General features: G+C 64.7%; 26 protein-coding genes. 12 read left to right on the top strand and 14 right to left on the bottom strand.

From position 1 onward, the window contains the following. Positions 1-77: 77 nt before the first annotated feature. The 4 genes from BUB53_RS15580 to crcB are packed head-to-tail and all read right to left on the bottom strand — an operon-like array spanning position 78 to position 2888. On the bottom strand, positions 78-794 hold the full coding sequence (locus BUB53_RS15580; protein WP_073035713.1) for an ATP12 family chaperone protein: 717 nt from the start codon (positions 792-794) through the stop codon (positions 78-80). Next, positions 791-1474 carry an HAD-IA family hydrolase gene (locus BUB53_RS15575; RefSeq protein ID WP_073035712.1) on the bottom strand — a complete coding sequence of 228 codons (684 nt, stop codon included), beginning with the start codon at positions 1472-1474 and terminating at the stop codon, positions 791-793. Before BUB53_RS15575 ends, BUB53_RS15580 begins: the two co-directional genes overlap by 4 nt. Beyond that, complete coding sequence (locus BUB53_RS15570; protein ID WP_073035711.1) at positions 1471-2514, bottom strand: RluA family pseudouridine synthase; 1044 nt, start codon at positions 2512-2514, stop codon at positions 1471-1473. Before BUB53_RS15570 ends, BUB53_RS15575 begins: the two co-directional genes overlap by 4 nt. Next, positions 2511-2888, bottom strand: a complete 378-nt coding sequence (crcB, locus tag BUB53_RS15565) for a fluoride efflux transporter CrcB (protein WP_073035710.1) — start codon at positions 2886-2888, stop codon at positions 2511-2513. Before crcB ends, BUB53_RS15570 begins: the two co-directional genes overlap by 4 nt. A gap of 141 nt (positions 2889-3029) precedes the next feature. On the opposite strand from crcB, the gene BUB53_RS15560 reads away from it, so the two are divergent. Both BUB53_RS15560 and BUB53_RS15555 read left to right on the top strand, forming a co-directional pair. Then, positions 3030-4052 (top strand): aspartate-semialdehyde dehydrogenase, encoded by a 1023-nt coding sequence (locus BUB53_RS15560; protein ID WP_073035709.1) that lies wholly within the window; start codon positions 3030-3032, stop codon positions 4050-4052. Positions 4053-4210: 158 nt separating this feature from the next. After that, a complete protein-coding gene (locus BUB53_RS15555; RefSeq protein ID WP_073035708.1) occupies positions 4211-5836 on the top strand; it encodes a DUF4139 domain-containing protein in 1626 nt (541 codons plus the stop codon). Between the two features lie 130 nt (positions 5837-5966). Here BUB53_RS15555 and BUB53_RS15550 read toward each other — a convergent pair whose 3' ends face one another. Further along, on the bottom strand, positions 5967-6617 hold the full coding sequence (locus BUB53_RS15550; RefSeq protein ID WP_073035707.1) for a carbonic anhydrase: 651 nt from the start codon (positions 6615-6617) through the stop codon (positions 5967-5969). Between the two features lie 138 nt (positions 6618-6755). Here BUB53_RS15550 and BUB53_RS15545 point away from each other — a divergent pair, with 138 nt between their 5' ends. From BUB53_RS15545 to speB, 4 genes are all read left to right on the top strand, one after another. Next, the gene (locus BUB53_RS15545) at positions 6756-7148 is read left to right on the top strand and encodes a hypothetical protein (RefSeq protein ID WP_073035706.1); all 393 of its coding nucleotides are present in this window, start codon (positions 6756-6758) and stop codon (positions 7146-7148) included. 87 nt (positions 7149-7235) lie between these two features. Next, positions 7236-8615: a leucyl aminopeptidase family protein gene (locus tag BUB53_RS15540; RefSeq protein ID WP_073035705.1), complete on the top strand. Its 1380-nt coding sequence runs from the start codon at positions 7236-7238 to the stop codon at positions 8613-8615. Continuing rightward, positions 8612-9445: a C40 family peptidase gene (locus tag BUB53_RS15535; RefSeq protein ID WP_073035704.1), complete on the top strand. Its 834-nt coding sequence runs from the start codon at positions 8612-8614 to the stop codon at positions 9443-9445. Before BUB53_RS15540 ends, BUB53_RS15535 begins: the two co-directional genes overlap by 4 nt. 4 nt (positions 9446-9449) lie before the next feature. Beyond that, the gene (speB, locus tag BUB53_RS15530; RefSeq protein ID WP_073035703.1) at positions 9450-10415 is read left to right on the top strand and encodes an agmatinase; all 966 of its coding nucleotides are present in this window, start codon (positions 9450-9452) and stop codon (positions 10413-10415) included. 457 nt (positions 10416-10872) lie between these two features. Here the strand turns inward: speB and BUB53_RS15525 are convergent, their stop codons facing one another. Continuing rightward, positions 10873-11217 carry a DUF2794 domain-containing protein gene (locus BUB53_RS15525; protein ID WP_073035702.1) on the bottom strand — a complete coding sequence of 115 codons (345 nt, stop codon included), beginning with the start codon at positions 11215-11217 and terminating at the stop codon, positions 10873-10875. A gap of 54 nt (positions 11218-11271) precedes the next feature. After that, complete coding sequence (locus BUB53_RS15520; protein ID WP_073035701.1) at positions 11272-11541, bottom strand: I78 family peptidase inhibitor; 270 nt, start codon at positions 11539-11541, stop codon at positions 11272-11274. 132 nt (positions 11542-11673) lie between these two features. Between BUB53_RS15520 and BUB53_RS15515 the strand changes: the two genes are divergently transcribed. The 3 genes from BUB53_RS15515 (at position 11674) to BUB53_RS15505 (ending at position 14537) form a co-directional block, all read left to right on the top strand. After that, positions 11674-12786, top strand: coding sequence for an S-(hydroxymethyl)glutathione dehydrogenase/class III alcohol dehydrogenase (locus tag BUB53_RS15515; RefSeq protein WP_073035700.1), 1113 nt, complete (start codon positions 11674-11676; stop codon positions 12784-12786). Between the two features lie 153 nt (positions 12787-12939). Further along, positions 12940-13818, top strand: coding sequence for a glutathione-dependent disulfide-bond oxidoreductase (yghU, locus tag BUB53_RS15510; protein ID WP_073035699.1), 879 nt, complete (start codon positions 12940-12942; stop codon positions 13816-13818). Positions 13819-13838: 20 nt separating this feature from the next. Further along, complete coding sequence (locus BUB53_RS15505; protein ID WP_073035698.1) at positions 13839-14537, top strand: NYN domain-containing protein; 699 nt, start codon at positions 13839-13841, stop codon at positions 14535-14537. Between the two features lie 34 nt (positions 14538-14571). Here the strand turns inward: BUB53_RS15505 and dapA are convergent, their stop codons facing one another. Next, a complete protein-coding gene (gene dapA, locus BUB53_RS15500) occupies positions 14572-15447 on the bottom strand; it encodes a 4-hydroxy-tetrahydrodipicolinate synthase (protein WP_073035697.1) in 876 nt (291 codons plus the stop codon). Between the two features lie 176 nt (positions 15448-15623). Here dapA and BUB53_RS15495 point away from each other — a divergent pair, with 176 nt between their 5' ends. After that, entirely contained in the window at positions 15624-17576 is a 1953-nt protein-coding gene (locus tag BUB53_RS15495; RefSeq protein WP_229709566.1) for a lytic transglycosylase domain-containing protein, read from the top strand. 9 nt (positions 17577-17585) lie between these two features. Here the strand turns inward: BUB53_RS15495 and BUB53_RS15490 are convergent, their stop codons facing one another. Beyond that, a complete protein-coding gene (locus BUB53_RS15490) occupies positions 17586-18458 on the bottom strand; it encodes a DMT family transporter (RefSeq protein ID WP_073035695.1) in 873 nt (290 codons plus the stop codon). After that, positions 18455-19129 carry a tRNA (5-methylaminomethyl-2-thiouridine)(34)-methyltransferase MnmC2 gene (gene mnmD, locus BUB53_RS15485; protein WP_073035694.1) on the bottom strand — a complete coding sequence of 225 codons (675 nt, stop codon included), beginning with the start codon at positions 19127-19129 and terminating at the stop codon, positions 18455-18457. Before mnmD ends, BUB53_RS15490 begins: the two co-directional genes overlap by 4 nt. A gap of 125 nt (positions 19130-19254) precedes the next feature. On the opposite strand from mnmD, the gene BUB53_RS15480 reads away from it, so the two are divergent. After that, positions 19255-20286, top strand: coding sequence for an NAD(P)/FAD-dependent oxidoreductase (locus BUB53_RS15480; RefSeq protein ID WP_073035693.1), 1032 nt, complete (start codon positions 19255-19257; stop codon positions 20284-20286). Between the two features lie 90 nt (positions 20287-20376). On the opposite strand, the gene amrB is transcribed toward BUB53_RS15480, so the two are convergent. Next, positions 20377-21762: an AmmeMemoRadiSam system protein B gene (amrB, locus tag BUB53_RS15475; protein WP_073035692.1), complete on the bottom strand. Its 1386-nt coding sequence runs from the start codon at positions 21760-21762 to the stop codon at positions 20377-20379. Positions 21763-21818: 56 nt separating this feature from the next. Between amrB and amrS the strand changes: the two genes are divergently transcribed. Continuing rightward, positions 21819-22886 (top strand): AmmeMemoRadiSam system radical SAM enzyme, encoded by a 1068-nt coding sequence (amrS, locus tag BUB53_RS15470; protein WP_073035691.1) that lies wholly within the window; start codon positions 21819-21821, stop codon positions 22884-22886. Here the strand turns inward: amrS and BUB53_RS15465 are convergent. The 3 genes from BUB53_RS15465 to BUB53_RS15455 form a co-directional block, all read right to left on the bottom strand. After that, positions 22883-23422, bottom strand: coding sequence for an NADPH-dependent FMN reductase (locus tag BUB53_RS15465; protein WP_073035690.1), 540 nt, complete (start codon positions 23420-23422; stop codon positions 22883-22885). The two genes, amrS and BUB53_RS15465, sit on opposite strands and share 4 nt — an antisense overlap. A gap of 168 nt (positions 23423-23590) precedes the next feature. After that, complete coding sequence (locus tag BUB53_RS15460; protein ID WP_073035689.1) at positions 23591-24496, bottom strand: LysR family transcriptional regulator; 906 nt, start codon at positions 24494-24496, stop codon at positions 23591-23593. A 161-nt stretch (positions 24497-24657) separates the two neighbouring features. After that, entirely contained in the window at positions 24658-26685 is a 2028-nt protein-coding gene (locus tag BUB53_RS15455; protein WP_073035688.1) for an NADPH-dependent 2,4-dienoyl-CoA reductase, read from the bottom strand. Positions 26686-26739 lie beyond the last annotated feature (54 nt).

The raw sequence follows: 26739 nt of genomic DNA, 5'->3' as shown, positions 1-26739 counted from the left end.
AACGTCAAGCCCTGGATCACGAAAAACAATGGCCATCCGCATAGGGTTCCGCAGGGGAAGGCCAGCAGTTCTCGCAACTATGACGTGCTCGTTGCAAGATCGTGAAAGCGTTTCGCGGCCCGAAACTCAGATTCTTTCGTTTTGGCCTGCTCCCGCGCTTCTTCGTCGATACCCCACAGTTCTTCCTGCCAGGTTTCGTCGATCCGCGACAATTTCCAGAGTGCCCCGATATCGTGCAACTCATGCAGCGCGGCAAAGCCGATGATCAGCGATCCGGACAGGCCGACCAGATCGTGAAACGCCGTCAGGCGATAGGCGTCCATGCCGTGAACCTGCTGCGCCAGCACTGCAAGCGCCTTGGGATTCTGGGGGGCGTGCATGACGCCGGTGACGGGTGTCAGCCGCGCCCCCAGGGCCTCGTCGGCCCAGTCCAGCAACGGGTCCCACGCCTCGGCCTGCCGCGCGACAAGCTCGGCGGGGCTGTCCGCGCGATAGCACAACAGGTCCGAGTCCCCGTAATCCGCGATCATCTGCGCAACCTCGGCATGCTGGTGACTGACCTTGTCGATCGCCGCATTGGCGGCGCGGGTCACCGGCATGTTGTTCGGGTCGATATGCTCTTCCTGCGCGTCCCATTCTTCGGCAATCGCCTGCGCCATGGCGCGCGTCGGTACGATCAGCGGGGCCTTGGCGGGGGTTTTGACGGCCCGCCCGTCCAGATGTACGGCAAAGCCCTCGGATGCATCCGCCACGTCGGTGGCTTTCCAGAAACGCTTGGCTTTCCATTCGGTCATTCGGCTGTCTCCCACAAAAGGTTCAGGCAGGCGGGCAGTTCGGTGAAATCGTCGATCACGCGGACGGCATCGCGCAGGGACGTGCGCGGATGATAGCCCCAGCTGACGCCGATTCCCGCCATGCCGGCGGCGCGGGCCATCTCCATGTCGAAACTGGTATCGCCGATCATCACCGCATCGGCTGCGGAAACGCCGGTTTCCGACAGTGCGGCCTGCAACATCGCCGGGTGCGGCTTTGACGGGTGATGGTCGCTGACCTGCTGGGTCACGAAATACCGCCGCAGATCATGCGCCTCCAGAAGCTTGTCCAGCCCCCGGCGCGATTTTCCCGTGGCCACGCCCAGCAGGATCTCGGGCACGCCGTGCAGCGCCTCGATCGCCTCCAGCGCACCGGGATACAGCGGCGAGGACTGCGCCGCCCCGGCCTCGGCCCGCAACGCGATATAGGCCTCCTTGTACCAATCCACCATCCGCCCGTGCCGCGCGGCATCCAATTCGGGGGCCAGCCGCGTCATCGCCACGTCCAGCGACAGGCCGACAATGCCCAGAACCGTGTCGCGTGCGGGCAGGGGATGATCGGCGCGCTCGAATGCATGCGCCATGGCGGCCAGGATATCGGCCTGGCTGTCCACCAGCGTGCCATCGACATCGAAGACGACCAGACGCAGCGGGGCGCTCATTCCAGATCCTCGAACGGGTCCTCCGGCGCCTCGGAGGGCTGCCATTGGAACAGGTCCCACGTGCGTGTCATATGCTCGGGCAGCGGGGCCGTCAGATGCAGCGTGGCCTGTGTGACAGGGTGTTCCAGCGTCAGGGACCGCGCATGCAGATGCAGCTTGCGGCTGATCTCGCCGCCCAGTTGCGCGCCCCAGCCATCGCCAAGGTTCTCCTGCCCCGATCCGCCGTATTTCCCGTCGCCCACGATGGGATGCCCGATCTCGGCCATATGCGCGCGCAACTGATGGGTGCGCCCCGTGACCGGGATCAGCCCGACCCAGGCACAGCGGCTGCCGGCGGCCTCGATCACTGCGTAATCGGTGGTGGCGTGTTTCGCGCCCGGCGTCGAATCGACATCGCGGGGATGCAGGCACAGCATCTTTTCCCCCTCGCCCCCGGCGCCATGCCCCGGCGCCTTGACCAGTCCGAAACGGATCGTGCCCATGCGCGGGGTGGGCACACCGGCCACGGCGGCCCAGTAGATCTTGCGCGTGTTGCGATGCCGGAACGACGCGGTCAGCGCCTTGGCCACGGCCCGGCTGCGCGCCATGATCAGAACGCCCGAGGTGTCCTTGTCCAGCCGGTGCACCAGCCGCGGTTTTTCCTCAAGGCCGAATCGCAGCGCCTCGGCCAGACCGTCCACATGGCGTGCCTGCTTGCTGCCGCCCTGCACCGGCAAACCGGGGGGCTTGTTCAGCGCGATGATATGATCGTCGCGATAGATCACGGCGTTCTGGATCATCCTGGCGTCGGCATTGCTGACCTGCGGCTTGGGCGCGGTCTGGATGTCTCCGGGCTCGGGCAGGGGTGGGATACGCACCTGCTGTCCGGCCTCCAGCCGTGTATTGGCCTTCACCCGCCCGCCATCGACGCGCAATTCGCCCTTGCGGCACATCTTTTCGATACGCCCCTGCGGCAGATGCGGAAACTGGCGGCGCAGCCAGCGGTCCAGCCGCTGATCGGCGTCATCGGCGCCGACCGTAAGTGTTTGCACCCGGATCATGCCCATATCCCCCGCGCCAGCCATACCCCAAGCATCAGCCCCGCCAGCGACAGCACGACCGACAGCACCACATAGAGCCCCGCCGATCCGATCTGCCCGCGCTCATAGAGCGTGAACGCCTCCAGCGAAAACGCCGAGAACGTCGTGAACCCGCCCAACAGGCCGGTCATCAGCAACGGTTTCAGATGGTCGAGATCGCGGTGAAAGGTCAGCACGATCAGACCCCCCATCAGGAACGAGCCGATGATGTTCACCGGAATGACCCCCAGGGGGAAACCGCCATGCCAGTGGCGCAGCACCACAAGCCCCACGCCAAAGCGCAGGGCCGAGCCTATCGCGCCGCCAAGGGCCACCTGAAGAAAGGTCATGATCATGGCCGCGTCTGTCGCGCGCTCCCCTTGAATTGTCAAGCTGCGCAGATATGTGCGCCACAGTGCCGGGTGCGGTGAATCCGCTTTAACCTTATGCCGCGCTGCGGTATGAGGCCCCCCGTCTGATGCAAATGGAGATCCGACATGGGTTACAAGGTCGTCGTCGTTGGCGCCACGGGCAATGTGGGCCGCGAAATGCTGAACATCCTGGCCGAGCGCCAGTTCCCGGTAGACGAGATCGCGGCTCTGGCCAGCCGCCGCTCGCTGGGAACCGAGGTGAGCTTCGGGGACCAGACACTGAAAACCCAGGACCTCGACACGTTCGATTTCACCGGCTGGGACATCGCCCTGTTCGCCATCGGGTCGGACGCCACCAAAACCTACGCCCCCAAGGCCGCCGCAACGGGCTGCGTGGTGATCGACAACAGTTCGCTCTACCGCTACGACCCGGACGTGCCCCTCGTGGTGCCCGAGTGCAACCCCGAGGCGGTCGACGGCTATGCCAAGAAGAACATCATCGCCAACCCCAACTGCTCGACCGCGCAGATGGTCGTGGCGCTCAAGCCGCTGCATGACCGCGCGACGATCAAGCGCGTGGTGGTCAGCACCTATCAGTCGGTCTCCGGCTCGGGCAAGGAGGCCATCGACGAACTGTGGGATCAGACCAAGGCGGTCTACAACCCCACCGAAGAGGTCGCGCCCAAGGTCTATCCCAAACAGATCGCCTTCAACGTGATCCCGCATATCGACGTGTTCCTCGACGACGGTTCGACCAAGGAAGAATGGAAGATGGTCGCCGAGACCAAGAAGATCGTCGACCCCAAGATCAAGGTCACCGCTACATGTGTGCGCGTGCCGGTCTTCGTCGGTCACTCGGAATCGATCAATATCGAGTTCGAGGATCACCTGGACGAGGACGAGGCCCGCGATATCCTGCGCGAAGCGCCGGGCATCATGGTGATCGACAAGCGCGAAGACGGCGGTTACGTCACCCCCGTGGAATGCGTCGGCGATTTCGCCACCTTCATCAGCCGCATCCGTCAGGACAGCACCATCGACAATGGCCTGAACCTGTGGTGCGTCTCGGACAACCTGCGCAAGGGCGCGGCGCTGAACGCGGTTCAGATCGCCGAAACCCTGGGCAAGCGGGTGCTGAAAAAGGGCTGACCGCGTAAAACGGGCCAATCGCATCGCAATCGGGCGTCCCATCCGGGGCGCCCGTTTTGCAGTCCCAAGGCGTGAATCCGCAGATACGGGAAACCCGCCTTGCCATTCGGCCCGCGCCGGGGGGATAGTCGGCCCATCAGTCGCAAGGAGTGTCCCGCATGCGTGCAATCGCCAGTTTCCTGATCCTTCTGCCCTCGGCGCTCTGGGCCGATGACATCCCCCTGACCAGCACCGTCGACGCGGTTACGCTCTACCCGCAGGGGGGCACCGTCACGCGCCGGGTCGATTTCACCGCCCCCGCCGGACAGCACAGCCTGATCCTGACCGATCTGCCGCAGAACACGCCGCTGGCCGCCGTGCGCGTCGCGGTCGAAGGCGCCGCCATGGGCAGCGTCACGGCGCGCAGCGATTACGTTCCGCCGCGCGATCCCGAAACCTCCGCCGCCATCGACGCCGCACGCGACAAGGTCGAGGGCCTGGAACAGTCCCTGCGCGACGGCGAAGCCGCCGTCGAAGCGATCCGCCAGGAAGAAAAGGCGGCGCAGGCCCGCATCGGGTTCCTGTCGCAACTGGGCAAGGGCGAGGCCGTGGCGGGCATGGACGCCGCCGGGCTGCGCGAACTGGTCGCCATGATCGGCGAGGAAAGCCTCGCCGCCCGGCAGGCCGCGCTCGATGCGCGTCAGCGCGCCGGGGCCGCCGACCGCGCCCTCAAGGATCTGCGCAAGGATCTCGAACAGGCCCGCGCCGCCCTGCGCGCGCTGGTCCCGCAGGACACGCCGCGCGCCATGCTGGCCGTGGCGATCAACACCGAACAACCGGCCGAAGGCCAGGTGACCGTCACCTACACCATCCCCGAAGCCGGCTGGCAGCCGGTCTACGATCTGAAACTCGCCCGCGATACCGGCGACTTGCAGATCGAACGCGGGGCGTTCATCCAGCAGGCCACGGGCGAAAACTGGCAGGACATCGCGCTGACGCTGTCCACCTCGCGCCCCTCGGACCAGACCGTGCCAGGCGATATCTGGCCGTGGCTGCGCCGTATCGCCGATCCGGACGCGCCTGTGCCCAAAACCTTCTCACGCGGGGCCGCCGCCGATGCCGTGGCCGAACTGGCCGCGCCGCAGGCCGAAGCGATGATCGTCGAACAGGCCGCCGCCCGGTTCGACGGGCTGGCCGTGACCTATGACTATCCCGGCGCGGTGTCCGTCGCGTCGGATGCCGACCGGGTGCGCGTGGCGCTGGGCACGCTGTCGCTTCAGGCGGATATCGTCGCGCAGGCCGTGCCGCTGGCCGATGACCGCGCGTTCCTGATGGCCGGTTTCACCAACACCGCCGACGAGTTGATCCTGCCCACGCCCGAGGCGCGCTTTTACCTCGATGGCCGTTTCATCGGACAGCGGTTCCTCGACATGATCCCGGCGGGGGCCGAGGCCGACCTGTCCTTCGGGGCCATCGACGGGCTGCGCCTCGCCCGTGTGATCCCGCAGCGGCAAGAGGGCGACAAGGGCGTGTTCACCCGCTCCAGCGCGCTGGACGAAACCGTTCAGATCGAGGTCGAGAACGTCACCGCGCAGGACTGGCCGATGCGCGTGCTGGATCGCGTGCCCTATTCCGAACAGGAAGAGTTGCGGATCGAGTGGAGCGCAGAGCCTTCCCCGTCGGAAACCGAAGTGGACGACAAGCGCGGCGTGCTGGCATGGACCTTCGACCTGCCCGCCGGTCAGACACAGGCGATCACGCTGGACTATTCGCTGGAATGGCCCGAGGGCAAGGTACTGCGCTGACGGCTGGCAAGGTCAGGGGCACGCGCGGACTCAAGCCCTCAGGGGGCCGGGCGATTGCCCGGCTTTCCCGCTTTGACGCCCGTTGTTCGGATAGCTGCCGCAGTCCTTGGCGATGCCGCAGCCGCCTCGATCAGATCGGGGTGAATCCGCCGGTTGTGGGGCTGTATTGCTCGACCCCGCCTTCGCCGATTTCGTGCCACAACCCGTGCAGGGTCAGTGTGCCCTTTTCCACGGCTTCGGCCACGAACGGGAAGGTCATCAGGTTTTCCAGCGAGATGATGACCGCCTGCTTTTCCAGCGCATGGCGGCGCTTGTCCTCGTTCTCGATCTTCTTCACCCGCTCATAGCCGGGGCGCAGGATATCCATCCAGCGGCCCACGAAACTGGATTTCTCCTCCAGCGCGGGGGCCTTGCCGGTGCACATGTCCATGCAGCCCTGAACCCCGCCGCAATTGGAATGCCCCATGACGATCACATGCGCCACTTTCAGCGCGGTCACCGCGTATTCCACCGCTGCCGATGTGCCGTGCTGGTTGCCGTCGGGCTCGTGCGGGGGAACGAGGTTGGCGATATTGCGGTGGATGAAGAACTCCCCCTGATCCGCGCCGAAGATCGACGTGACATGCACCCGGCTGTCGCAACATGAAATCACCATGGCGCGGGGGTGCTGGCCTTCGTTTGCCAGCCGTCGGTACCATGCCTGATTCTCGGTATAAGCCGTGGCTTTCCAGCCGTGATAGCGATGAACGAGATAAGTAGGCAAAGGCCGTGCGTGTTCCATGAAGGGTCCCTCGGTCTTGTTGCGTCGCGCCGTGATAATCGGAATTCTCCGATAATTCGAGAGACAATATGGGGCGGTTGAAACCATTTGGGAACCTGTTGCACCGCATTCTGTCCCGGTTCGTGGGAGAACGGAAAGATGGGTGAGATTTTGGAACAGGTAACGCTGCTCAGGCAGGACGAAGCGGTTCGGCACGATTCAACGCGAATCGTCGAACTGGTGGCGCAACTCGGCGAATCCGGGGCCGAAGACGTGATTTGCCGCGCGCTCGAGGAACTGGCCGCGCGGTTGTCGCATACCGAACGCTGCTACCGCGAAGGGCGCACCGACGACATGCGCCGCAGCGCGCGCAGCCTGATCGCGATTTCCGAACAGATCGGCATGCAGGGTCTGGCGCAGGTCGCCGGGGACGTGACCCATTGCATTGACCGGGGCGACCGTATCGCGCTGGCCGCCACATTGGCGCGCCTGTTGCGCATCGGGGAACGTTCCCTTGGTGAGATGTGGAACATTCAGGACCTGCGGATTTGAGGGCCGCCGCCGTTTGATGGCTTGCAGCTTCCGACAGGAGGGATAGGCTGGGCGCAAGACACCCCGAATATGAAAGGGACGCGCCCGATGGACCTGACCTTTGCCGCCGCCGATGCCCCGGTCATTCCCCTGCATGTGATCGAACAGGACTCGCTTGAGGATTGGCTTGCCGATCAGCCCGATCGCGTCGCCACATGGGTGCGCGGCGCGGGCTTTACCGCCGCGCTCGGTACGACGCTCCTGGTGCCCGATGCCGGTGGCGCGCCCGAAATGGCGCTGGCCGGGTATGGCGATGCCGGCGCACGGGCGCGCGGGCGCTTTCACCTCGCCACGGCGGCCATGCAACTGCCCGAAGGGGCGTATGCTTTTCACGGGCTCGACCCCGCCCGCGCCGGGGAAGAATCGCTTGGCTGGCTGCTGGCGCACTACGGCTTTGATCGCTACCGCGAACAAAAACCGGCGCTGGCCCGTCTGGTCCCGCCCGAAGGCGTCGATCCCGCCCGATTGCAGGCCATCGCGGCGGGCGAGGCCCTGACACGCGACCTGATCAACACCCCGGCCTCAGATATGGGTCCTGCCGATCTGGAAGGGGCCTGCGCCACGCTGGCCTCGGCCCATGGCGCCAGCATCGACGTGATCCGCGGCGATGCCCTGCTGGAGCAGAACTTTCCGATGATCCACGCCGTGGGCCGCGCCGCCGCGCAGGCCCCGCGCCTGATTGACATGCGGTGGGGCAATACCGGCCCGACGCTGACGCTGGTGGGCAAGGGCGTGTGTTTCGACACCGGCGGGCTCAATCTCAAACCCGGCGCCAGCATGGGCCTGATGAAAAAGGACATGGGCGGCGCGGCCACCGTTCTGGGGCTGGCGCAGATGATCATGGCGCTGGCCCTGCCCGTCCGCCTGCGCGTTCTGGTGCCCGCCGTGGAAAACGCGGTCGCGGGCAACGCCTTCCGCCCCGGCGACATCCTGACCGCGCGCAACGGCAAGACGGTTGAGATCAACAACACCGACGCCGAGGGCCGCCTCGTGCTGGCCGACGCGCTGGCCTGTGCCGCCGAAGACCCGCCCGACCTGCTGATCTCGATGGCGACGCTTACAGGCGCGGCGCGGGTGGCTGTCGGCCCCGACCTGTCGCCCTATTTCACCGATGACGCCCCCTTCGCCGCCGCGCTCGAAGCCGCCGCCGTGCAGGTGGCCGATCCGGTCTGGCGGATGCCCTTCCACACCCCCTACGAGACGATGATCGAACCCGGCATCGCCGATCTGGACAACGCGCCCAAGGGCGGCTTTGCCGGGGCGATCACCGCCGCGCTGTTCCTGCGCCGCTTTGCAGGCCCGGCGCGCTATGCCCATTTCGACATCTACGGCTGGAACCCCGAGCCCAAACCGGCCCGCCCCAAGGGCGGTGTCGGCATGGGTGCACGGGCGATATTGCAGGCCCTGCCCAGGGTGCTGGACCTGTGAACGACCCGCGCCTGACCCCGGCCAATCCCCGCGTTGCGCATGTATCGCTGCGCGGTCAGGTCACGGCGGATCGCTTCACCGAAGGCGATGCGCGTCAGGTGACCGTGCCGGTGGCCGATCTTCTGCACGCGCCGGGCGGCCGGCGGGAACGCCAGTTGCTGATGGGCGACGGCGTCACCTGTCTTGAGGATCGCAGCGGCTGGGCCTTCGTGCAGGCCGCGCGCGACGGTTTTGTCGGCTATCTGCGCAGCGATCAGCTGGGGCAGGACGAAGACCCCCCGACCCACCGCGTCACCGCCCGCGCAACGCATCTCTACCCGACGCCGGATTTCAGATCGCATGAACTGGCCATGCTCAGCCATGGCGCGCGGCTGGCGGTTCTGGGGCAGGAGGGGCACTTTGCCGAAACCCCGCAGGGCTACGTGCCCGCGCCGCACCTGACCCCGCTCGACGTACTGGCCGACGATCCCGTCGCGGTGGCCGACCTGTTCCTTGGCACGCCTTACCTGTGGGGCGGCAACTCGGCGCTTGGGATCGACTGTTCCGGGCTGGTGCAGGCCGGGTGCCTGGCCTGCGGCATCGCCTGCCCCGGCGACAGCGACCTGCAAGAGACCGCGCTTGGCGCCGATCTGCCCGAAGACGTCCCGCTGCAACGGGGCGACCTTCTGTTCTGGAAAGGGCATGTGGCATGGGTGGCCGGCCCGGACACGCTGTTGCATGCCAATGCCTTTCACATGGCCGTAGTCCATGAGCCGCTGACACAGGCCATTCCCCGGATCACGGCGCAGGGCGACGGCCCGGTGACCGCCCGCAAACGACTGAAAGGATAACCCCATGTCCGACAGCTTTTTCCACCCCGTTTCCGGCTTCGACCTGCCGCGCTTTGCCGGTGTGCCGACCTTCATGCGCCTGCCCTATGTCCCGCCGGAACACGAGCGTTTCGGCGATGTCGATATCGGGCTGATCGGCGTGCCGTGGGACAGCGGCACCACCAACCGGCCCGGCCCCCGGCACGGGCCGCGCCAGTTGCGCGATGCCTCCACCATGATCCGCGCCCAGCATCAGGCCAGCGGCATCCGCCCGTTCGAGGCGGTGAATTGCGCCGATCTGGGCGATGTCGGGCCGAACCCCGCCGACATCATCGACTCGATGACGCGGATCACCGCGTTCTACGACCGGATCAAGCAGGCGGGCATCACGCCGCTGACGGCGGGCGGCGATCACCTGACCTCGCTGCCGGTGCTGCGCGCGCTGGCCAAGGATGCGCCGGTGGGCATGGTCCATTTCGACAGCCACACCGACCTGTTCCATTCCTATTTCGGCGGCACGATGTATACCCACGGCACCCCGTTCCGCCGCGCGGTCGAGGAGGGCCTGCTCGACCCGAAACGCGTGGTGCAGATCGGCATTCGCGGCACGATGTACGATTCCGAGGATCGCGATTTCGCCAGGGCCGAGGGCATCCGCCTGATCGAGATCGAGGAATTCCATGATCGCGGCGTGGCCGATGTGATGGCCGAAGCGCGCGAGATCGCGGGCGATGGCGCGACCTATGTCAGCTATGATATCGACTTCGTCGATCCCACCTTCGCCCCCGGTACCGGCACCCCCGAAGTGGGCGGGCCGAACAGCTATCAGGCCTTGCAGGTGGTGCGCGAACTGGCCGGGCTGACCATCGTCGGCGCCGACATGGTCGAGGTCTCACCGCCCTTCGATCCCTCGGGCGGCACGGCTTTTCTGGGCGTGTCGATCATGTTCGAACTGCTCTGCGTGATGGTGGGCGGTCCGGCGCAGGGGTGATCGGCTCGGATATCATGGTCTGGCTCTGACCTGATGATGACCGCAATGCCCCTCGCGCGGCGCAATAACCGCATTTGGCGGCGATGGCCGTTAAGCGGGACGCACCGAACCTTGCCCTCGCCCGGAATCAAGGCGCGCCTTGCGCGCCGCCGGGCATCGCCCGACCGCCCCCCGGGCGGGCGATCCTGCATCGGCAGCCCTCCGAACCACCGTTGGATGTGATCCTAACCATAAATTGCCATCGAAAGACCGTCGGTCGCCCACCCGCGGTCGGGCGATGCCCGGCACGCATGGTCGGCCGGGATTTTCAACCGGATTTTTCACGAAGTGGCGTACCCGGGCGGCGGGTGCCGATAAGCTGCTGGCCCTGTAGCGGCAGGCAAACAACGCCGGAGCACAGCGGCACCCAAAGGGCAAATGTCCTGACTATTGATACGGGCAATCACGCTTCCGCCCTTCACTCCACCGAGCGGATCAGCTTGCGTTCCAGCACCCGCAGCACGGTTTTCAGATCGTGACCGCGCTTCAATATCTGTCCGTCCATGCCGATCACCGCATAGAGCCCCTGCTTGCTGCGCAGTTTGGGGCGTTTTTCGATGCGATACAGCGGATGCTCGGCCGTGCGCCGGAAGACCGAAAACACCGCCACGTCGCGCAACGATGAAATTCCGTAGTCACGCCACTCGCCCGCCGCCACCATGCGCCCGTAAAGCGACAGGATGATATTCAGTTCGGTCCGGTGAAAGGCCACCTGATCCTGACTGCCACTGGCCGAAAACGGTGGGGGCGATTGAAAGTTCATGCCAACAGCCTTGCCTCGAAACCCGTGCAAATCAAGAGATTTCGCGCCCGGCGTTCAACCGCACCACAGCCGGGTGATGATATCGTCCTCGTCCAGCTCGATATTCAGGCGGTCGGGCCGGTGGTCCATCGTCATCATCGACGCCGGCGGCAATATGCGCATCGCGCCGTCAATACCGCTGTCGTCGAACGCCTCGCGCGGCTGGCCCACCAGATGCTGCATCCCGTCCGCGCCGCATGTTCCGCTCATGTCCGGCATGCTGTTCTCCTCCTCGACGCAGCCGGTCAGGGCCAGTGCGCACAGGGCCGCCATCAGATATTTCATCGTCTCTCTCCTTGCGTGTCGCGAATGGTGCCATTCAAGTCGGGCACGGTCCATCCCCTGTCGCTCATGGGAATTGAAACTCCGCGTCATTTCGCTCAGACTCGGCGCAAATCGAAACCCGGAGGGATTATCATGCGCACCACCGCCGCCGTCGCCGTCGAGGCGGGCAAACCGCTCGAAATCATGGACGTGAACCTCGATGGCCCGAGAGAGGGCGAGGTTCTGGTCGAAATCAAGGCCACCGGCCTGTGCCATACCGACGATTTCACCCTGTCCGGGGCCGACCCCGAAGGGCTGTTCCCCGCCATTCTGGGCCATGAAGGCGCCGGTGTGGTGCTCGAGGTGGGGCCGGGCGTCAAATCGCTCCAGCCGGGCGATCACGTCATCCCGCTCTACACGCCCGAATGCCGCGAATGCGACTACTGCCTCAACCCGAAAACCAACCTCTGCCAGTCGATCCGCTCGACGCAGGGGCAGGGCCTGATGCCCGACGGCACCTCGCGCTTTTCCATGCTCGATGGCACGCCGATCCTGCACTACATGGGCTGCTCGACCTTTTCCAACCACACGGTGCTGCCTGAAATCGCGCTCGCCAAAGTCCGCAAGGACGCGCCGTTCGACAAGATCTGCTATATCGGCTGCGGCGTGACCACCGGCATCGGCGCGGTCATCAACACCGCGAAGGTCGAGATCGGCTCCACCGCCATCGTGTTCGGCCTGGGCGGCATCGGCCTGAATGTCATTCAGGGCCTGCGCCTCGCGGGGGCCGACCAGATCGTCGGCGTCGATCTGAACCCCGGCAAGATCCCCATGGCCGAGAAATTCGGCATGACCCATTTCGTCAACCCCAATGATGTCGAGGGCGATCTGGTCGCCCATCTGGTCGAGCTCACCGGCGGTGGCGGCGATTACACCTTCGACGCCACGGGCAATGTCGGCGTGATGCGCACCGCGCTGGAAGCGGCGCACAAGGGCTGGGGCGAAAGCATCGTCATCGGCGTCGCCCCGGCGGGCGCCGAGATTTCCACCCGCCCGTTCCAGCTTGTCACCGGCCGGTCCTGGCGCGGTACGGCCTTCGGCGGCGCGCGCGGGCGCACCGACGTGCCGCAGATCGTCGACTGGTACATGGACGGCAAGATCGAAATCGACCCGATGATCACCCACACGCTCAAGCTCGAAGACATCAACAAGGGCTTCGAGATGATGCACGCGGGCGAATCGATCCGTTCGGTTGTGGTCTATTGATCGCCACAGGCTCACGACAGATGTGATTTGCAGGGCCGCACATTCCCTTGTGCGGCCCTCAACATTGTTGATAGGCCTCAATGGCATAAGTTCGCTGACGAACCACAGCACTCCCGTGGGCCATTCCCCACGGATCTCCGAAGGACAGGCAGCATGAGCGATACAAACGGCTACACCCCCCCAAAGGTCTGGACATGGGAGGTTCCGTCAGGCGGCCGGTTCGCCTCGATCAACCGCCCCATCGCAGGCCCCACCCATGACAAGGAACTGCCGGTCGGCCAGCACCCGTTTCAGCTTTATTCGATGGGCACGCCCAACGGCGTCAAGGTCACCGTGATGTTCGAGGAACTCCTCGCCGCCGGTCACGCCGCCGAATACGACGCCTGGCTGATCCGTATCGGCGACGGCGATCAGTTCGGCAGCGGCTTCGTTCAGGTGAACCCCAATTCCAAGATCCCCGCACTGGTCGACCGCACCGGGGCCGAACCGCTGCGCGTTTTCGAATCCGGCTCGATCCTGCTGCACCTGGCCGAGAAATTCGGCGCCTTCCTTCCCGCCTCGGGTCCGGGGCGCACCGAAACGCTCAACTGGCTGTTCTGGCAGATGGGCAGCGCGCCCTATCTGGGCGGCGGGTTCGGGCATTTCTACCATTATGCGCCGGAACAGTGGCAATACCCGATCGACCGTTTCACGATGGAGGTCAAACGCCAGCTCGACGTGCTCGACCGGCAACTGGCCGGGCGGCCCTTCATTGCGGGCGATGCGTACAGCATTGCCGACATGGCAATCTGGCCGTGGTACGGTAACCTCGTGCTGGGGCGGCAATACGGTGATGCGGCGACCTTCCTCGATGCGGCCAGCTATGAAAACGTCATGGCCTGGGCACAGAAGATCGACGCGCGCCCGGCGGTCCGGCGGGGCCGCATGGTCAACCGCACCAGCGGCGAACCGCACGAACAACTGCTCGAACGCCACGATGCGGGCGATTTCGACACGAAAACCCAGGACAAGATCGGCGGCAGCGCCGACTGACCCCGATGAAAGGACGCGCCATGCCCGACCGTACCCCCCTGCTGGCCGTCCTGATCGACGCCGACAACACCTCGCCGAAATGGACCGAGGCGATCTTCGACGAGATCGCCGCCATCGGCGAGGCCAGCGTGCGCCGCTGCTATGGCGATTTCTCCTCGCAGCTCATGAGCGGCTGGAACAAGGTGCAGGCCGAATTCGGCCTCGTGCCGCACCACCAGCCCGCCAACACCGTCGGCAAGAATGCCAGCGATATCGCGCTGGTGATCGACGCGATGGACCTGATGCATTCGGGCCGCTTCGACGGTTTCGTTCTGGTCAGTTCCGACAGCGATTTCACCCGTCTGGCCAGCCGCATCCGCGAACAGGGGCTCGAGGTCTACGGCATCGGCGCGCGCAAGACGCCCGAGGCCTTCCGCAAGGCCTGCAAACGCTTCATCTATCTGGAAAACCTTGGCTCCGAAACCGCCGATGCGCCCGCGCCGAAACGCTCAAGCAACCTGACCGAGGCGCGCGACCTGCTGTTCAAGGCGATGGACAGCATCGACCAGGACAGCGACTGGTACACGCTTGGCCGCCTCGGCCAGCAAGTGACCGCCGCCAACCCCGATTTCGACACCCGCACCTACGGGCATCGCAAACTCAGCGATCTGGTGGCGGCGATCAAGGTTCTGGAAACCCGGCGCGAGGGCAATCACCTCTACGTGCGCCGGGTGGACTGAAAGGGCTGGCGGGGCCGTATCCGGTGTCCCGGCTTCAGTTCGTCAGCCCTGCATGGCGCATCGCGTCGTCGATCAGCGCCTTGGTCGCATCCGTCAATCCCACCAGCGGCGAACGCACCTCTTCGCTGCACAGGTCCAGACGCGACATGGCGTATTTCGCGCCCACCAGCCCCGGCTCGGTAAAGATCGCCTTGTGCAGCGGCATCAGCCGGTCCTGCAAGTCCAGCGCGCGGGCATAGTCGCCCTCCAGCGTCGCCTCCTGCACCTGCGAAACCAGCTTGGGCGCGACATTGGCGGTGACCGAGATCACGCCGACCCCGCCCTGCGCGTTGAACCCGTGCGCGGTGGCGTCCTCGCCGGAAATCTGGATGAAATCCTTGCCGCAGGTCATGCGTTGCAGGCTGACACGCGCCAGATCGCCGGTGGCGTCCTTGACCCCAATGATGCGTGGCAGTTTCGCCAGTTGGCCCATGGTCTCGGGCGTCATGTCGATCACCGACCGGCCCGGAATGTTGTAGATGACGATCGGCAACTCGCAGCAATCGTGCAGCGCGGTGAAATGCGCGATCAGGCCCGCCTGCGTGGGCTTGTTGTAATAGGGCGTCACCACCAGCGCGGCATCGGCGCCCACCTTCTGGGCGTGCTGCATGAAGCGGATCGATTCCAGCGTGTTGTTGCTGCCCGCCCCGGCGATCACCGGAATGCGCCCGTTCACCGCGCGCACCACTTCCTCGACCACCGTTTCATGCTCTTCATGGGTCAGCGTGGGGCTTTCGCCCGTCGTGCCCACCGGAACCAGGCCCTTGCTGCCTTCGCCGATATGCCATTCGACAAGTTTCTTCAGCGTGTCCAGATCCAGCTCGCCGTTCTTGAACGGCGTGACCAGGGCAGGAAAAGATCCTTTGAACATGACACGCTCCTTTCTTGTCGTCACTTGCGGGGCCGCAATGCCCCTGTCTGATCTTCGCCCATACCGCGCGTTGGCAACAGACCGCCGTCCATTACCGTTTGTGATTGGACGGGGCCCTTGCGCGCGCATAGGCTGGCGCTGTCTATCCTTCGCCTTTGCGGGAAATGCAAGAGATCATGCGCCTGTTCTGCTTTCTCATCGGGCTTGTTGTCGGGCTTGCAAGCCTCTCATCGGCCGAACCGGCGCGCATTGCGCCGCGTCCGCTGGCGGCGGCGCTTTACGCGATGGAAGGCGGGCGATGGGATGTCGCCGCGCGCCTGGCCGAGCGTGATGGCCCGGCTGCATCGGCGCTGATCGAGTGGTATCGCCTCAGCGACGGGCAGGGCACACCGGGCGAGGTTGTGGCCTTTCTCGACGCGCATTCCGACTGGCCCGGCCTCGACTACCTGCGCCGCCAAAGCGAAGAGCGGATGGCCATAGCCGGGACCGATTCGCAGATTCTGGCCTTTTTCGACGGGCACTTGCCGCAAACCGGCGCAGGCGCGCTGGCCCATGCCCGCACCCTTCTGGCCGCGGACCGGACCGGCGAGGCCGAGGCGACACTGGTCCTGGCATGGCTGACCATGGACCTGTCCACCGCCGAACACGATCAGTTCATCGCACGCCACGCGGACCTGTTGGCGCAGCACCACGATACACGGCTCGACATGGCGCTCTGGCGCGGGCTGCGCGACGTGGCGCAGATGGTCCCGCTGGTCAGCGAGAACCGGCGCAAGGTGGCCGAAACCCGCCAGCAGGTCGAAGACGGCAAGATCGCGCCTGACGATGTGCCCGAGGCCCTGCAAACCGATCCGCTGGTGGCTCATGCCCTGTTCGACCGCCACCTGAAACGCAACGACAGCGACAAGGCGATCGAGGTGATTCTGCGCCAGAGCCGCGCGGATGAGGGTCTGGGCGAACCGGGCCGATGGGCCGGCTGGCGGCGCTATCTCGCACGCGCGCAGATGCGCGAGGGCAATGCGCAGACGGCCTATGACCTGGCGTCGCGCCACGGGCTGGTCGATGGCTCGTCCTTCGCCGACCTGGAGTGGCTCTCGGGCTATCTGGCGCTGACCTATCTCGACGATCCGGCGCTGGCGCTCGATCACTTCCAACGCTTCCGCGCGGCGGTCGAAACACCGATTTCCCTTGGCCGCGCCGGGTACTGGATCGGGCGCGCGCAGGAGGCCCTCGGCGATCCCGAGGCCGCGCAGATCTCCTATGCCCGCGGCGCCGCGCATCAGACCAGCTTCTATGGCCTCCTGGCCGCCGAAAAGGCCGGTCTGCCCGCCGACCCCGATCTTGCGGGCGACAGGGCCCTGCCCGATCCCCGGCAGGCGGCCTTTACCCAAAGCCTGGTCTACAAGGCGGCGATCCTGGCCCTCGCCGCGGACGAGCTGAACCTCGCCGAGCGGTTCTTCGTGCACCTGTCCGACAGTCTCGACGCCACCGGGCTGGGGCAACTGGGCGCGATCCTGGCCGAACTGGGGCAAGCCCACCTGCAAGTGATGATCGGCAAGGCGGGCGCACAGCGCGGCATCGTCCTGCCCGCGCCCTATTACGCCCTGCACCCGATGACCGACATGGACCTGCCCGTGCCGATGGAGCTGGCCCTGTCCATCGCCCGCCGCGAAAGCGAATTCGACCACCGCGTCGTCAGCGGCGCGGGTGCGATGGGCCTGATGCAGCTCATGCCCGGCACCGCCGGCGACATGGCCCGTGTGCTTGGCGAATCCGACCATTCCCGCGTCCGTGTGTTCAACGACTGGCGCTATAACGTGCGCCTCGGCAGCACCTACCTGGCCGGGCTGGCCGAACGGTTCGACGGCAACGTGGTGATGATGGCCGCCGGGTATAACGCCGGTCCGGGCCGCCCCCGCGACTGGATGGCAGAAAGCGGCGATCCCCGCAGCGGCGGCATCGACGTGGTGGACTGGATCGAACACATCCCGTTTCGCGAAACCCGCAACTACGTGATGCGCGTCGCCGAAAGCCTGCCGGTCTACCGCGCCCGCCTCGGCAAGCCGCCGCACCCGGTGCCGTTCTCGCAGGAACTGACGGGCACAACGCTGCGCACCGTGTCGGACTAGGGGCTTCCTCTACCCCCCGCCCTTCACCTTCTGCCGCCACAGGGTGAACAGCCCCGCCGCCACGATCAGCACCACGCCAACCGCCACGTTCGGGCGGATCGTTTCCCCGAACACCGTCAGCCCAAGCGCACTGGCAAAGGCCAGTTGCAGATAGGCGAACGGCTGGACCGAGCTGGCCTCGGCCACCTCGTAACACTTGATCAGCGTGTAATGCCCAAGCGCCCCGGTCACGCACAGCACCGCCATCCAGCCCCAGTCGGGGCCGCTCATCGGCTGCCAGTACCACACGCCGACCAGCGTCATCGCGACCGCCCCCACCGTGCCGGTCCAGAAGAACGAGGTCGTCGCGGAATCGCCCCGCGCCACATAGCGCGTCAGCAACCCGTACAGTGCGAACATCAGTGCCGCCATCAGGGGCACCACCGCCTCGGGCTGGAACACGCCGAATCCGGGTTGCAGGATGATGATCACCCCGACGAACCCCACCGCGATCGCGGCCCACCGCCGCCAGCCCACGCTTTCGCCCAGAACCGGCCCGGATAGCGCGGCGATCAGCAGCGGGTAACAGGCGAACACCGCATGGCTTTCCACCAGCCCGAGCAGGGTAAAGCCATAGATCATCACACAGATTTCCGCCACCAGCAGCACCGCGCGAAACCCCTGCACCAGCGGCTGTCGCGTGGCCGCCGCCGCGCGCAATCCCCCGGCCTTGCGCGCCGCCACGGCAATCACGAAAGCGGCAAAGAACCAATAGCGGATCATCACCACCATCTGCACGTTGTACTCTGCCGCCAGATGACGGCTGATCCCGTCCTGCACGGCAAAGATCAGGGTGGTCGCCACCATCAGCAGGATACCGAGGCGGGTGTTCTGTTCGGTCATGCCGTTCCTTTCGTCGCGCGGGTCATGTGCCGCTTGCGCCCGTATCCCGGAACGCGTTCCACCGCAAATCCCGCGGCCTCCAGCCCCCGGCGCACGAATCCCGCCGCGGTATAGGTCGCCGCCGTGCCACCCGGCGCGGTATGGTGGCCCATTGCGGTTAACAATCCCTCTTCCCACAGTTCGGGGTTCTTGGCGGGCGAAAACCCGTCCGGAAACCACGCATCGGCGCGCCCGTCCCATCCGGGCAGGGTGTCGCGCGCATCGCCCACGATCAGGCGAAATTCCAGATCGGGCAGGCTGACCGCCTGCGCACCGGTCTCCCAATGCGGGGCCATCTCGGCGGCGATATCGGCCAGTTCGGGGAATTGCGCCTGCGCGCGGATCATGTCCTGGGCCGCCATCGGGAAGGCCTCGAAACTGGTAAAGCGCAGCACACCGCCCACGCCCGCCTGCCGCCATGCCTGAAGACAGGCCAGCAGGTTCAGCCCGGTGCCGAATCCCAGCTCGGCCACCTGAAACCCGTCACGAAACCGCGCAGGCAGGTCATTGCCCGCCAGAAACACGTGCCGCGTTTCCGCCAGCCCGTTCTCGAGGCTGTAATACGGATCGTCGAACCGGGTCGAAACCGGCACCTCGCCCGCGCGCCATTCCAGCTTGGCAGCGTCTGTCATCTCTCCCCCGGATCGCATTTGTCCCGGATGGGCGCATTTCAATGTCGCACCACCCGTCGCATGGGCACGGGCCGCAGCCTGTGCCATAACCGCGCCGACAATGCCGCTCTGACGGGAGAATGACAATGGCCGATGTAACGGTTCTGGGCGCGGGTATCTTCGGCCTGTCGATTGCCTGGACCTGCCTGCAACGTGGCGCAGCCGTGCGGGTGATCGACCCGAACGGGCCGGGGGCCGGGGCCTCGGGCGGGGTGGTCGGCGCGCTTGCCCCGCATGTGCCGGAAAACTGGAACGACAAGAAGGCGTTCCAGTTCGACAGCCTGATCATGGCCGACTCCTTCTGGGCCGGGGTGCATGAGGCCTCGGGCCTGTCCTCGGGCTATGCCCGGCTTGGCCGCCTGCAACCCGTGGCCGACGATCACGCGCTTGGCCTCGCCCACGCGCGGGCCGAAACGGCGCGCACCCTCTGGCAGGGCCGGGCCGACTGGCAGGTGATCCCCGCCGACGGTCTGGACTGGGCGCCGTTCACCCCCACCGGCTGGCTGATCCGCGACACGCTCACCGCCCGGATGCACCCCCGGCAGGCCTGCGCCGCCCTCGTGGTCGCGATCCGCGCAAAGGGCGGGCAGATCGTTGCCGACGGTCCGCACAGCGGCAGCGTGATCCACGCCACCGGCACCGCCGGGCTCGAAGAACTGACCGCCCATCACAGCCGCACGGTCGGCAACGGGGTCAAGGGGCAGGGCGCGGTCCTGTCCCATGCCGCGCCCGACATGCCGCAACTCTTTGCCGACGCCATTCACATCGTCCCGCATCAGGACGGCACCACCGCCATCGGCTCGACCTCGGAACGCGACTATGACGATCCCAAATCGACGGACAGCCAGCTTGACGATGTGATCGCCCGCGCCCGCGCCGCCGTGTCCGCCCTGCGCGATGCGCCGGTGATCGAACGATGGGCCGGGGTACGCCCCCGCAGCCGTTCACGCGCGCCGATGCTCGGGGCGCACCCGCTGCATGACGGGCAGTTCATCGCCAATGGCGGATTCAAGATCGGGTTCGGCATGGCGCCGAAGGTCGGGCAGGTCATGGCCGGTCTGGTTCTGGACGGGGTGGATGCGATCCCCGAGGGCTTCCGCCCCGAGGCGTCGTATTAGGCGATTTGCGTCCATGATGGAGGCAAATTTCGCTGGCCCCCCGGATTTTCGTACAAAACGCGCGTACACTTCGTACAAAACGTACGAAACTCAATCCGTTTCCGCGAAACTCTCCGCGCGGTAGCGATGCACCGTCACGCTGTCACTCCAATGGTCCCTGGGCAACCCCGCCTTGACCTTCAGATGATCGAGAAAAACCCGAGGCTCCGGCAAACTGTCCCACACCATCGGCAGGAATGTCCCCCTGCGCCCCTTGTCCGACAGGATCAAACCGTCCTTCCCCGGCTCCAGTTGCGACACGAGATCGTCCTGATCGGAAAACCGCATTTCCCGCGACGGCGACAGCACGGCGACCTTGATGCGGATGCGGTCCAGTTCTGCCTGTGTGACGGGCTGAAACCGTGGATCGTTGAACCCGGATTTCAGTGTGTTTTCAATAACATCCCGGATCAATGGCTGGTGCGCCCGAAGCGATCCGATGCAGCCCCGCAACCGCCTGTCGATGGTCAGCGTGACAAAGCTGGCGGCATGTCCCTGCAACGGCGCGGCAAAACTTTTGTCGTCCGTTTCAGGCCCATAACCGCGCCGCAATCGGACCTGCAATGCCTCGCGCGCGGCGTTCAGTAACTCGGTACGGTGCGGGTTCGGAATGATTTCGTCTTCCGTTCCAAACAACGCCCACGCCCCATACCCCACGGTGCGCGACGCATCTCCCGAACGGTCGTATGAATTGGCCATCGCCAACCGCAACACCCGCGCCCCCCGCCCCTGCCGCGACGCCATATAACCCGCCACCGCCCGCACCCCACAGGCATGCGCCGGAGTGAGGCGGTCATGCTGTCCGGTTTCGATCAGTTTGGCGGTTTCCAGATCGTGGGTTCTGGCGGCGCCCAGAGTCAGGAAATGGCTGAGGTCGCTGGACAGGACGAACAGTGTAAGATCATCCATTTCAGATATGAAATCAATGACTTGGGCGACCTTATCTGTTGCCGCGCGGCCAATCGCCAGAGGTACGATCTCGGCTTTGGGATGCAGGCTGTGAAGAAACGGCAACTGCGTTTCGATACCATGCTCCCGATCGTGCGCGGCGTCTTCGATATGAGCCAGACCTGCGTTTTCCAGGGCCTGCCGCGCGGCCTGATCCACGGGCACGTCAAAGCCCGGCATGCTAAAGGTATCGGCAGATGGCAGGGCGATCCCGTCAAAGCCATGCCGGTGCGACGGTGACAGGATGACCACCCGTCGCGGCCGCAGCCCCGCCGTGGCGCGCCACGCGGCCCCGGCCAGCCAGCCGGAATAGGCATAGCCCGCATGGGGCGAGATCACCGCGCGGGGCCCCGATCCGTGTGGTTGTTGCCCCGTGCCGGTTTGGGCGATGCAGTCCTCGACCATGCGGTGCAACGCGGCAGGATCGGCGGGATAGAACTGCCCTGCAACCGCTGACGTGCGCGCCTTTATGCCTGTGTGCCTATTCATATCGTCACCATGTCACATAAGTATCAAGCAGACCCAAGGAAAGGTAAGCCCGCTTTATGCACCCTGCACGATATTGGTCACAGCACTCCGATGACCGCCTCAGATGCGAATTGTGCCCGCGCTTTTGCAGTCTGAAGGACGGGCAGCGGGGCATGTGTTTCGTGCGTATGCGGCAGGGTGGCGAAATCGTTCTGGACACCTATGGACGTTCCACAGGTTTTTGCATCGACCCGATTGAAAAGAAGCCGCTGAACCATTTCCTGCCGGGCACCCCGGTGCTGAGTTTCGGCACGGCGGGCTGTAACCTGGCGTGCAAGTTCTGTCAGAACCACGAGATTTCCAAAAGCCGTGAGATCGACAGCCTGGCGCATGAGGCCTCGCCGGAAACGATTGCGCGGGTCGCTCGGGATCATGGTTGTAACTCGGTGGCGTTTACCTACAACGACCCGGTAATCTTTCTGGAATATGCGTTGGATACCGCCGCTGCCTGCCACGAGGCAGGGGTGAAAGCCGTTGGGGTGACGGCCGGGTATATCTGTGATGGGCCACGGGTCGAGTTCTTTTCGGCAATGGACGCGGTGAATATCGACCTCAAGGGGTTCACCGACAGGTTCTATCGCAAGCTGACCGGATCGGGGATCGGCCCGGTTCTGGACAGTATCCGCTATGCCGTGAACGAAACGCCGTGCTGGGTGGAACTGACGACGCTCCTGATTCCCGGCGAAAACGACAGCACCGCCGAACTGGAAGAACTAAGCCAATGGGTGCTGGACGAATGCGGCCCGGACGTGCCGTTGCACTTTACCGCATTCCACCCCGATCACAGGATGCTGGATCATGACCCTACCCCGCTGGAAACCCTCCTGCGGGCCCGCTCGATTGCGCAAATGGCGGGGTTGCGGCATGTCTATATCGGCAACGCGCATCATCCGCCGGCGCAATCCAGTTACTGCCATGGATGCGGTGCGCGGGTGATCGGGCGCGACTGGCATATGCTGAGCGATTGGAAGTTGGACGATCACGGTTTGTGCACCGCGTGCGGCACGCGCTTTCCGGGTATGATTCAAGGCCCACCGGGCGAATGGGGCCGCAAACGGCAACCCATTCGCATGCACGAGGTCTAAGTTGCAGCGGCGCGCAGCGCCTGCATTCTCGTGGCCAGCACCTCGAGATAATGATCGTTTGTCAGTGTCCCGTTCTCGTCAAATTCATTCTGCGCCCCGGCCACGCAGAGTGTCGGGCCGCTTATGATCTGCGCTTGTAGCGGGACGAGGCAACTGAGAGTCATGTATTGCCCGGTTTCACCCCCCGTGCGGCCGGCATTTGCGGATATGACCACAGTTGGCTTGCCCTTGAAGGCCATGCCCTCGACGCGGCTGATCCAGTCGAATGCGTTCTTGAGAACGCCGCTGATCCCCTTATTGTATTCGGGGGATGAAATCACGACCGCATCCGCGCCCTTGATCAGGTTGGCCAGTGTGGTCACCGCTTCGGGGATGCCCTCGGCCTGCTCCAGATCGCCATCGTAAAGCGGCAAATTCAGATTGCCCTCAAGCACTTGCGCTGGACCAAAGGCTGCCCGGGCTTCTTTCAGGAGCATCCGATTATAAGAACCCTTGCGCAAAGAGCCTGAAAGCGTGACCAGAGTTGGATCAGCCATGGTGGTTTCCTTTTCATCTTATCAAACCTGTCTCGACTATCTGGCATGTCGCCGTCATCTGGCAACAGGAGAAGCCGCACAAAGAATGTGCAGGACGTGACAAGGAAAAAGCCCCGGAGGCTTGTGCGCATCCGGGGCAGGTGGCCGGTTACTGGCTACGAGGAAATCTTACCACTCGTTCGGGCCCTTGTCGGCAAAGGCATGAACGAGGAAGTCTATAAAGGCGCGAACCTTGGGCTGTGTGAAACGACCCGGCGGATAGACTGCAAAGATGCCTTGCGTTTCGACCGGGAGGTCGGGGATCACATCCTCGACCAGACCATCGTTCATGGCCTGCGCGTACAGAAAGCTGGGCAGATACGCGATGCCAAGACCGGCGATCGCGGCATTGAGGAGCGATTGACCGTCATTTACCGACAGTCCACCAGCGGTGCGCACCTGCCGCTTTTCGCCCGAGGGTGCAGTCAACTTCCACACGGCTCCGCCCGACTGGCTGGAATAGTGCAGCAGCTTGTGTTCATTCAGGTCGTCGATCTTGGTCGGGCGTCCGTTCTTTCGCAGATATTCGGGGCTGGCGATCATGCGCTTAGTGGTCTCGGTCAGTTTGCGTGCGCGCAGGGTGCTGTCTTCCAACTCGCCTATGCGGATCGCCATGTCGAACCCTTCCGAGATCAGTTCGACATACCGGTTGTTCAGTACCATGTTGACCGAGATATCGGGGAACTCGTCAAGAAATGAGCCCAGAACCGGGCTGAGGTGGTTTACCCCGAAATCCGTCGCAACCGAGATGCGCAGCAGCCCGGAGGGCGCGGATTGCATCGAACTGACCAGAGCGTCGGCCTCACCCGCATCATTCAGAACACGTAACGCCCGGTCGTAATAGGCCAGACCGATTTCCGTAGGGCTGACGCGGCGTGTCGTGCGGTTCAGGAGGCGCGCGCCGAGACGAGCTTCAAGTGAAGAAACGTGCTTGGACACGGCCGATTTCGAAATTCCCATCTTGCGTGCAGCGTCAGTAAACCCCCCCTGGTCCACGACCGTTGCAAATGCCTCCATTTCCGTCAGGCGATCCATGCTCGATACCTCTGTTCGTTTGTCGAAGTCGGTTATCGGGATGAATTCGGGCACAACTGGGGCGTATGCCCGACAATATCTGGGTTTTGTGGCGGATCGTTCGTGGCATGGAAACAGGGAAACCGGTGTTTCCAGTTGTTCGCCAGTCGGGGAGCGGACGGCTAAAGCGTTGCCGCCAAGCGTGTGCCCTGATCAATGGCGCGCTTGGCGTCCAGTTCTGCGGCCACATCGGCGCCACCGATGATATGAGCGGTGATCCCTTTTGCTTCCAATGCGTCGGCAAGACCGCGTTCCGGGAGTTGCCCGGCGCACAGGACAATGGTGTCGGCCTCGATCAGCGTGGGGTTCTCCCGCGCCTCGCCGTGGGTGATATGCAGGCCCTCAGCGTCGATGCGTTCGTAATTCACGCCGCTCAGCATTTGCACGTCTTTCATGCGTAGCGTCGCTCGATGAATCCAGCCTGTCGTCTTGCCGAGCCGCTTGCCGGGGCGTTCGGCCTTGCGTTGCAGCAGGGTGACCTGCCGGGCGGGGGCTTCGGGCTGCGGCCCCTCCGAGGCCAATCCACCGCGTGTCTCTGCCGGGTCGCCAACGCCCCATTCCTCTTTCCACTCCGACAGGTTTTCGGTCGGGCTGTCGCCGTCCTGTACCAGGTATTCGGCCACATCGAAGCCGATACCACCCGCGCCGATGATGGCGACGCGCTTGCCCACGGGTGCTTTGTGGCGCAGCACGTCGATGTAGGACAGGACATTGGGTCCGTCTTGCCCCGGAATACCCGGCTCGCGGGGGATAACGCCCGTGGCGACGATTACATCGTCAAACCCTGTCAAATCGTCGACCGTGGCGGTCTGGTTCAGTTCCAGTGTTATGCCGAGTTCGGTCACCATGGTTTCAAACCAAGCGACCAGCCCGTGAAATTCCTCCTTGCCGGGGATTTCGCGCGCCATGTTCAGTTGGCCGCCGATCCGATTGGCCTGATCGAACAGGGTGACGGTATGGCCACGCTCGGCGGCGGTGATGGCGGCGGCCAACCCGGCAGGGCCTGCGCCGACGATGCCGATGGATTTCGGACGGTCGGTGGGGGTTACGGTCAACTCCGTTTCATAGCAGGCGCGTGGGTTGACCAGACAGGTTGAAATCTTGCCGCTGAAAGTATGGTCAAGACAGGCCTGGTTGCAGGCGATACAGGGTGCAATGGTGCTGGCCCTGTCATCGGCGGCCTTTTTCACGAAATCCGGATCGGCAAGGAAAGGCCGCGCCATCGAGACCATATCTGCACAGCCGTCCGACAATACCTGTTCGGCTACGTCGGGGGTGTTGATCCGGTTCGAGGTGATGACCGGGATGCCGACTTTGCCCATCAGTTTTTTCGTGACCCAGGCAAAGGCTGCTCGTGGCACGGATGTGGCGATGGTGGGAATGCGCGCCTCGTGCCATCCGATCCCGGTGTTGATAATGCTTGCCCCGGCCTGTTCCACCGCCTGGGCCAGTTCTACGACCTCGTCGAAGGTCGAGCCATCCGGGATGAGGTCGATCATCGACAGGCGGTAGATCACGATGAAATCCGCGCCCACGGCCTTGCGCACACGGCGCACCACTTCGACGGGCAGGCGCATGCGGTTCTCATACGAGCCGCCCCACCTGTCGGTGCGCTTGTTGGTGTGGGTCACGAGGAACTGGTTGAGGAAATAGCCCTCCGATCCCATGATTTCGACCCCGTCATAGCCTGCCTCGCGGGCGCGGGTGGCGGCGGTGACGATATCGGCGATCTGTTTCTCGATGCCGTCCTCGTCCAGTTCCTTGGGGGGAAAAGGCGAAATGGGCGATTTGATGGGCGAGGGGCCGACACAGTTCGGACCGTAGGCATAGCGACCGGCGTGCAGAATTTGCATGGCGATACGCCCGCCCGCGTCATGTACCCGGTCGGTGACGTGGCGGTGGTTGGCAATGTCCTGTTCGCTATAAAGCCCTGCTGCGCCGGGAAAAACACCGCCTTCGGGGTTGGGGGCCATGCCGCCGGTGACCATCAGAGCCACCCCGCCACGGGCGCGGGTGGCGTAAAACTCTGCCACGCGGTCCCAGTCCCTGGTTTCCTCGAGGCCGGTGTGCATCGAGCCCATGAGGACACGGTTTTTCAATGTCACATGGCCCAGGTCGAGGGGTGACAGAAGGTGGCTGTACTTGGTCATGGCGGCCTCCGGGTTTTGACGGGCAGCATGGCGGGACCGTGCGTGTTTGTCACC

This window comes from Roseovarius pacificus, assembly GCF_900142665.1.
Lineage (GTDB): Bacteria > Pseudomonadota > Alphaproteobacteria > Rhodobacterales > Rhodobacteraceae > Roseovarius > Roseovarius pacificus.
Note: the sequence above shows the minus strand (reverse complement) of the source record. Positions and strands in the feature narration are given on the sequence as shown.

Bases quoted from the DNA above. Each gene is read 5' to 3' on its own strand.
- BUB53_RS15580 (WP_073035713.1), bottom strand. From the start codon at position 794: ATGACCGAATGGAAAGCCAAGCGTTTCTGGAAAGCCACCGACGTGGCG.
- BUB53_RS15575 (WP_073035712.1), bottom strand. From the start codon at position 1,474: ATGAGCGCCCCGCTGCGTCTGGTCGTCTTCGATGTCGATGGCACGCTG.
- BUB53_RS15570 (WP_073035711.1), bottom strand. From the start codon at position 2,514: ATGATCCGGGTGCAAACACTTACGGTCGGCGCCGATGACGCCGATCAG.
- crcB (WP_073035710.1), bottom strand. From the start codon at position 2,888: ATGATCATGACCTTTCTTCAGGTGGCCCTTGGCGGCGCGATAGGCTCG.
- BUB53_RS15560 (WP_073035709.1), top strand. From the start codon at position 3,030: ATGGGTTACAAGGTCGTCGTCGTTGGCGCCACGGGCAATGTGGGCCGC.
- BUB53_RS15555 (WP_073035708.1), top strand. From the start codon at position 4,211: ATGCGTGCAATCGCCAGTTTCCTGATCCTTCTGCCCTCGGCGCTCTGG.
- BUB53_RS15550 (WP_073035707.1), bottom strand. From the start codon at position 6,617: ATGGAACACGCACGGCCTTTGCCTACTTATCTCGTTCATCGCTATCAC.
- BUB53_RS15545 (WP_073035706.1), top strand. From the start codon at position 6,756: ATGGGTGAGATTTTGGAACAGGTAACGCTGCTCAGGCAGGACGAAGCG.
- BUB53_RS15540 (WP_073035705.1), top strand. From the start codon at position 7,236: ATGGACCTGACCTTTGCCGCCGCCGATGCCCCGGTCATTCCCCTGCAT.
- speB (WP_073035703.1), top strand. From the start codon at position 9,450: ATGTCCGACAGCTTTTTCCACCCCGTTTCCGGCTTCGACCTGCCGCGC.
- BUB53_RS15525 (WP_073035702.1), bottom strand. From the start codon at position 11,217: ATGAACTTTCAATCGCCCCCACCGTTTTCGGCCAGTGGCAGTCAGGAT.
- BUB53_RS15520 (WP_073035701.1), bottom strand. From the start codon at position 11,541: ATGAAATATCTGATGGCGGCCCTGTGCGCACTGGCCCTGACCGGCTGC.
- BUB53_RS15515 (WP_073035700.1), top strand. From the start codon at position 11,674: ATGCGCACCACCGCCGCCGTCGCCGTCGAGGCGGGCAAACCGCTCGAA.
- yghU (WP_073035699.1), top strand. From the start codon at position 12,940: ATGAGCGATACAAACGGCTACACCCCCCCAAAGGTCTGGACATGGGAG.
- BUB53_RS15505 (WP_073035698.1), top strand. From the start codon at position 13,839: ATGCCCGACCGTACCCCCCTGCTGGCCGTCCTGATCGACGCCGACAAC.
- dapA (WP_073035697.1), bottom strand. From the start codon at position 15,447: ATGTTCAAAGGATCTTTTCCTGCCCTGGTCACGCCGTTCAAGAACGGC.
- BUB53_RS15495 (WP_229709566.1), top strand. From the start codon at position 15,624: ATGCGCCTGTTCTGCTTTCTCATCGGGCTTGTTGTCGGGCTTGCAAGC.
- BUB53_RS15490 (WP_073035695.1), bottom strand. From the start codon at position 18,458: ATGACCGAACAGAACACCCGCCTCGGTATCCTGCTGATGGTGGCGACC.
- mnmD (WP_073035694.1), bottom strand. From the start codon at position 19,129: ATGACAGACGCTGCCAAGCTGGAATGGCGCGCGGGCGAGGTGCCGGTT.
- BUB53_RS15480 (WP_073035693.1), top strand. From the start codon at position 19,255: ATGGCCGATGTAACGGTTCTGGGCGCGGGTATCTTCGGCCTGTCGATT.
- amrB (WP_073035692.1), bottom strand. From the start codon at position 21,762: ATGAATAGGCACACAGGCATAAAGGCGCGCACGTCAGCGGTTGCAGGG.
- amrS (WP_073035691.1), top strand. From the start codon at position 21,819: ATGCACCCTGCACGATATTGGTCACAGCACTCCGATGACCGCCTCAGA.
- BUB53_RS15465 (WP_073035690.1), bottom strand. From the start codon at position 23,422: ATGGCTGATCCAACTCTGGTCACGCTTTCAGGCTCTTTGCGCAAGGGT.
- BUB53_RS15460 (WP_073035689.1), bottom strand. From the start codon at position 24,496: ATGGATCGCCTGACGGAAATGGAGGCATTTGCAACGGTCGTGGACCAG.
- BUB53_RS15455 (WP_073035688.1), bottom strand. From the start codon at position 26,685: ATGACCAAGTACAGCCACCTTCTGTCACCCCTCGACCTGGGCCATGTG.